Below are 6014 nucleotides of genomic sequence, written 5' to 3' on the forward strand. Positions count from 1 at the left end.
GCAATATCAACAAGATATGACAAGCTAGCAAGAAATTACGCCAGTATGGTGTCACTGGCGTTTATGTTAATGTGGCTGCCGATGTATTGCTGAACAACATTTGTACAGCAAAGATCAACAGACCCTAGTCACTTCAGTTAAGTTCACATCACCTATGGTGTCGCCAATATCATTCTCTGCAAGATTTTGAACCAACATAGTGTAACGCGCGCCGCAACGATTATTACCGAAACTCGTTATACAGCGATTCTCAGTGTCGCTCGTGTATTCCAAGTCAAATTGCAGCGGTTTATTGACTATGTCAGCACTGATAAAGCCTGAAATATCTCGCACTGAGGTAATTCTACCTAGGCTTGTTCCTGCAGCCGAGCTTGGTTTATCCACAAGTTCTGAGACAAAGCCACCAATATAATCGAGTGAAAAAGTGCCGCCATCAGCACCATTTTCAACTGCGATCATTTCTCCCCAAGCAGTGGTCTTGATTGATGAAAATAGGTAGTTATCCGATGAATCAGCATCATAGAGTCCATTTGGGCCATCTGATTCGACTGTGGCAGTAAATTTATAGCCGCTAGCATCTTTGATATAACGGCCAAACTCACCAGACTGTGGCTGCGGTGATTTACCTTCGTAACTATCGGTATTTGCTGTATGGCTAATGGCATATTGTTGATTGGGCAGGAAAGTGACAAAACTTTCATTATCGGTTTCTGGATCCAGCACGTGCCAAGTACCAACCAGCGGATCGCTGCTATCTTCAATGCGTGTGAGGGTAATGTCTCCTTCAGTGTTATCGATAAAGCTCACCGTCAGTTTATCTAAATTCACGGTCGCGTTATTGACTGTGCTTCCTTCATCATAAAATCCTCCAGAACCATCGGATTGCGCAATGATGCTGACACTAAAGCTGCCTGTTTGTGAATCCCAGGTGTAATGACCATATTCCACCGATGCAGCGCTTTGACCACCGTCACTTTCATGCTCGTGGATCATGATGTAGCTAGAATGATCTTTAAATGTCAGCACTGTCCGTTGGCCATCACCTTCGGTGAATAACCAACTGCCTAAAAGTAAGTTACGATTTGAACTGTCAAAGTGTGTTAATGCTTGAGTCTCGCTGATTAACGTTAAGCCTGAGTTCTTGGTCGTAAAGGCTGCATTGATATTGGCATCGAAATCAGCACTGGTTATATCGAGCACGGTATCGGCTAACAGTTCGTGGCTTGTCGCCTTTACTTGAATCCCATTTTCAACATCGCAATCCTTATCTAAGGTTTGTAATAGCTGCAGGATATTAACTTTGGTGACTTTGTTACCTGCGGCAATTTCTGTGGGTGTGATCAAGTTTGCTGCCGCCGTTGCAGGAAACATTATCGCACCCACGGAGAAGGTGACATGCTCACCTTTAAGGTATTGATATTCACCGATATCACTCGTAATTCCTGCTTCTTTGGTTTCGGTTTGGTAGTTAATGCCCGCGACTGGGCTGTCCCTCAGTATTCCGGTTAGCTCAGCATTGGGGTTATCTTCGCAGGTGACTAAAGTGGCGACCGCTGTTGTCGCATTTAAAGTGCCACTGCCATTAGTTACGCTGCAAGTTTGTGCCGCAGGTTGAGTGTTAACAGTAATCGCAAAGCTAATGCCTTCGTCTTGCATGGTGGGAAATGTAAAGGCCTTATCTGTGCCATCACTTTGAATCGACAGTGTTTCTACTGCTTGACCATTTTTTTGTAATTCGAGCTTAACTGTGTCAGAAAGCCCTTTCACATTGCCTTTGATAGCAAGTTGTGGAGTCGGGGGCGGTGTCGGTGTGACTTCATCGTCGTCATTGTCGTCACCACCACAGGCAGTCAGTATTAGTCCTGCGAGTAGCGGAATAGCAAGGAGGTAGGTCGGCTTCATTATATCAATTCCTTTTATGAAACTTAGGTAGACGTATTGAGTTACGGAGCTAAATCCACAGGCGCTTTCATTGCTTTACTGCGGTTTATGCTGAGCAATCGATATACCGAAGGCATAGAACAGTTATCGATAGAAAAGGTATATAACGGCTATCTTAAATCTGTCTTTGAAATCTATTGATTAAATTTGAATGTTATAATTATCAATTAGTTACTCGATAGCTTTAGATGATGACTAATCTGCTGAGTGCAGGGCTAGTGTGGGGACGACTCTAAATCAAAGGAGTCAATAAGCGGGGTCAGGTGTTGGTATAAATCTTCTGCTTCGACGGCAATGTCATTAGCGCCATGATCGCGGGCTTTTTGCCTTAACGCTTCAGAGGGCATAATGGTATATAAGTAAATGGGGGGTTGGTATGCCAAGTTCCCTGATCATCCGTATCATTTTTAGGCCCGCCAAAGGATCGGCTTCCCGTCCCATATCGGTAATAATGGCATCGTAGCGATAGAGACCTAGTAGCGTGAGGGCATCTTGGGTTGTTTGTGTGGTGTACACCCCAATCTGTCGTTCTTCGAGGTATTGCCGTTCAGTTTGATTATTCTCAGGATGGTCATCCACCCAAAGGATCCTTGCTTTGACATTATTGGGTTCTGCTAACACTAAGGGATTGGCACGCTGAGTTTGCTGGTGGCTTGCTACTGCAAGTGTTATCGCAACAGACGCGATAAATAGCCACAGATAACGCAAGTTAACTCGTTTGTAGCTTGGCTGGGTTTGATTTGGGCTTTGTTGCCGATCACTATCGGATTGCGGTGTTTTACTAGAATCGAGATTGACTGTCGGGGTGTCGGTATTCAGGGGAGCTGTTGTTTGTGCATTATCGTTCTGTGAATTGAGGATGGCGGCAATATCATGGGATAAGCGGTAACCTCTTCCGTGGAGTGTTTGGATTATCGGAATTTCTAATCCTGCTGAAGCGAACAATTTACGAGTATCTGAAATTAGCCTAGCTACTGACCAACTGCTCACGACTGTGTTAGGCCAAATTTTTTCGAGTAAAAATGCTTGGTCACAGTGTGCCGGATAGGCTTCAATCAAGAGACTAATCAGTAGGATAACGCGTTCATCACAGTTAATGCGTTCACTATTGCAGTGCAGAGTGCGGTTTTGAACATCCAGCATAAACGTTCGAAAAGTGTAATGCATTCATGTCCTTTTGCGTTTCTAAGTCTAAGTCAGCTTAGAGTTGTTCTAAATGTTAATTATTTGTTGTGTCCTAATTCAAGCGAAACTTAGCTGTTTAGTCAACTTGATTTGTGCTAATGGGGTGGGGAAAGCTCGAATAAAAATCTGGCTACCCAGATTAATTTCGCGAGCTCAACCGCATTTTGACGGTCTGAAACCGCACCTAATTTGTTCTTTAGGTAGCAAAATTTAACAATGGGTGTCTTGATAAACTGCTATTTGTATTTTTTAATAAAAATCAACGTCGTGGGGCTTCACCCCCTGATTTTTAATCAAGAGTCGACCAAGGAGGACTGCTCGTCCTATCAAAAACGTCCATGTTAAACTGCCAGCTCGATATCCCTATCTCGCGCTCAAAACGGCCGCTGGCCTTCGCCCTTGGATGCTCCATGACGCCCCCAACGGAGTTGAAAGCCCCTTGTGCTCATTGCCAAATTTGCTATCGCTTCCGAAGTCCTCGCTTTACATCCATGTAAAGCACTCCAGTTCGGCAATCCCTGCCTCTCGCTCATAAGCGCGAAAATCACTGATTTTCATTCACCCCTGCACCTGCGAAAGCTAGCTCGCCATCTGATAGGCAGGATGCCTGAATGTCGTGAAGTACATGGATGTACGAGAACGACCATGGCGAGACTCACGCAATTTGTCTATTCGCCCTGCGGCAACTCCGAGGGGATGCGTATTCCGTCGATTTTTGAGTTGTCTGATTGGTCACTTAAAGCATTAAAGAGTTGTGGATGTCCTTTTCTTTTCTAAAGTTATTCTCATCGAGAAGGGGTTTGGGGCAGAGCTTTAATGTATAACAAATGTAATATCAAATATGACTAAACTTACTGACTGAGACAGGCTGATCCAAGGGCTGTAATAAATAAATTCTATATTTCGAATATTTCGAATATTGACTTTTTTCGAATGTTGCGGATAATGAATATTGACACAATCCTTTTCCAATGTTTGAGAGAATAATCATGAACACTACTACTTTGCCGAACGCCGAAGAAATTGCAATGGCTCGGCTTGGCAGCCAGGAGTTATCTGCTGTGATTGAAAGTAACGGAGAGGCTCAACAAATCAGTGTTATCGATAAGCTAGGCCAATCACATGACGTCACTTTGCCCTCTAGCGTATTGAAAATGATGATTGAAGTGTTGACGCAATTGGGACAGGGTAACTCAGTCAATATCACCCCCATACATGCTGAAATGACCACACAACAGGGCGCTGACTTTTTGAATATGTCACGGCCAACATTTATCAAGTTGTTAGATTCAGGAGAAATACCATTCGTTCGAGTGGGTAATCGTAGAAAAGTGGCTTTCTCTGCGGTGATAAAGTATAAGCAGCAACTGGAACGTCAGCGTTTATCAACACTTGATGAACTTTCTCGGTTAGATCAGGAATTGGGTATGGGTTACTAATGGCTTCCTATACTGTCGTTCTTGATGCATGTGTCATGTATCCCGCACCACTTCGAAGTTATTTGATGTATTTAGCCAATGCGGGTTTGTTCAGGGCCCGTTGGACGGAGCAAATTCATGAGGAATGGATGCGGAATGTATTGTTGAACAATCCACGCATAACCATTGCAATGCTAGAACGGACGAAGCAGCTTATAAATGAAAATGTGCCCGACTGTCTTATCGAAGGGTATGAGCCATTAATTAAGGGCTTAACACTCCCTGATATGGACGACAGGCATGTTGTTGCAGCCGCATTAAAGGGGAATGCAGAGGCTATCATTACGTTTAATCTTAAAGATTTCCCTGCATCAGAACTCAATGTCCTTGAGCTATCAGCTATTCATCCAGATGAGTTTTTATGTGATATGTTCGAGTTAGATCCGAGTGCTTGTATCAAAGCGGCTCAACAGCAAAGACGTAGCTTAAAAAATCCGCCAATGAATGCCTCAGATTTTTTAAATTGCTTACAAAAGCAAAGGTTACCTGTTTTTGTTTCGAAGTTGAGACCATTTGAACTAATGCTTTAAATAGTGCCCATGAATCAGCCTTATCGAGTCTGGTTCCCGAGGCTAAAAATCCGTTTTATCGGCTTTTGGCAGCGCATTGTCATATCACAAACTTGTTTGCTGAATGCTTATGTGAATCGATAAATGCTGGGTTGGAACGATGTAAATCCACATCATGAATCCGACAAAAATGAGCCAGAAAGAATGATAAAGCTGAAACAATATCAAGCTATTACCCACAAAATTGTATAAAAACAGCTACCCCACAAAAGCAAATTCCGATAGCATCATTGATACCAATTAGTATGGCCGTAGCAGCGGCCATATTTAAGATTTAGTAAACAAGCGATTTATGCCCTGCAAATAGCGCAGCGCATAAGTACTAAGAGGTTCGATCTTTATCAATCAAAGGAGTTTTATGTGATAAAAGAGACTATCGTAAATGATAGCCCTCATGTAAAAGGAGAGGAATTTGATACTCCTTTGATAATGAAAGGTGTGATTGAGCATGAGCCAGAGAGGTATGTGGCTGAAAAGCCATATGATCTTACCCGCTATGAGTTTAGTATTTTAAAGAAATCATCTAGTTCAGAAATGTGGTTTAACTTAATAGCTGGCGGTACAGCAGGTGTTTTTGTTTCAGTTATAGGAAAGACAATTGCTTCTTTGATAGATAAAAAAGATCCAAGTTTGGCAACGTGGGAAATTGTTGCTGTGTTTGTAGGTATAGGAATTTCCATGTTGGTAAAATACAAAATTAAGTCAGACGACGAGTGTTCTGGTCTAATCCCATCGGACACTTAATTTTGAGACAGTATGGTCAATAAATTAAGAGGTCTATATGAGTCTGAAGAAATCACATAAGAGTTATCCCCAGGCATTTAAAGATGAAGCTGTCTTG

At 42.8% G+C, this 6014-nt stretch carries 5 protein-coding genes and 1 pseudogene; 4 read left to right on the plus strand and 2 right to left on the minus strand.

Translation table 11 applies throughout. The features are described 5' to 3' along the window. Positions 1-93: pseudogene (locus K5Q99_RS21120) on the plus strand (IS5/IS1182 family transposase); the annotation flags it as partial. Between the two features lie 21 nt (positions 94-114). Here K5Q99_RS21120 and K5Q99_RS21125 read toward each other — a convergent pair. Next, positions 115-1902 carry a hypothetical protein gene (locus K5Q99_RS21125; RefSeq protein WP_220778042.1) on the minus strand — a complete coding sequence of 596 codons (1788 nt, stop codon included), beginning with the start codon at positions 1900-1902 and terminating at the stop codon, positions 115-117. Between the two features lie 375 nt (positions 1903-2277). Beyond that, the gene (locus K5Q99_RS21130; protein ID WP_246604556.1) at positions 2278-3108 is read right to left on the minus strand and encodes a response regulator; all 831 of its coding nucleotides are present in this window, start codon (positions 3106-3108) and stop codon (positions 2278-2280) included. Between the two features lie 1007 nt (positions 3109-4115). Between K5Q99_RS21130 and K5Q99_RS21135 the strand changes: the two genes are divergently transcribed. From K5Q99_RS21135 to K5Q99_RS21145, 3 genes are all read left to right on the plus strand, one after another. Beyond that, positions 4116-4565, plus strand: a complete 450-nt coding sequence (locus tag K5Q99_RS21135) for an excisionase family DNA-binding protein (RefSeq protein ID WP_014611413.1) — start codon at positions 4116-4118, stop codon at positions 4563-4565. Further along, positions 4565-5134 carry a PIN domain-containing protein gene (locus tag K5Q99_RS21140; RefSeq protein ID WP_014611412.1) on the plus strand — a complete coding sequence of 190 codons (570 nt, stop codon included), beginning with the start codon at positions 4565-4567 and terminating at the stop codon, positions 5132-5134. The genes K5Q99_RS21135 and K5Q99_RS21140 overlap by 1 nt, the downstream gene beginning before the upstream one ends. Positions 5135-5533: 399 nt before the next feature. Further along, positions 5534-5917 (plus strand): hypothetical protein, encoded by a 384-nt coding sequence (locus tag K5Q99_RS21145; protein WP_220778043.1) that lies wholly within the window; start codon positions 5534-5536, stop codon positions 5915-5917. Positions 5918-6014 lie beyond the last annotated feature (97 nt).

The sequence above is a fragment of the Shewanella hafniensis genome (genome assembly GCF_019655335.1).
GTDB lineage: Bacteria > Pseudomonadota > Gammaproteobacteria > Enterobacterales > Shewanellaceae > Shewanella > Shewanella hafniensis.

Excerpts from the sequence above, each read along its gene's own strand:
- K5Q99_RS21125 (WP_220778042.1), bottom strand. The coding sequence starts at position 1,902 with ATGAAGCCGACCTACCTCCTTGCTATTCCGCTACTCGCAGGACTAATA.
- K5Q99_RS21140 (WP_014611412.1), top strand. The coding sequence starts at position 4,565 with ATGGCTTCCTATACTGTCGTTCTTGATGCATGTGTCATGTATCCCGCA.
- K5Q99_RS21130 (WP_246604556.1), bottom strand. The coding sequence starts at position 3,108 with ATGCATTACACTTTTCGAACGTTTATGCTGGATGTTCAAAACCGCACT.
- K5Q99_RS21135 (WP_014611413.1), top strand. The coding sequence starts at position 4,116 with ATGAACACTACTACTTTGCCGAACGCCGAAGAAATTGCAATGGCTCGG.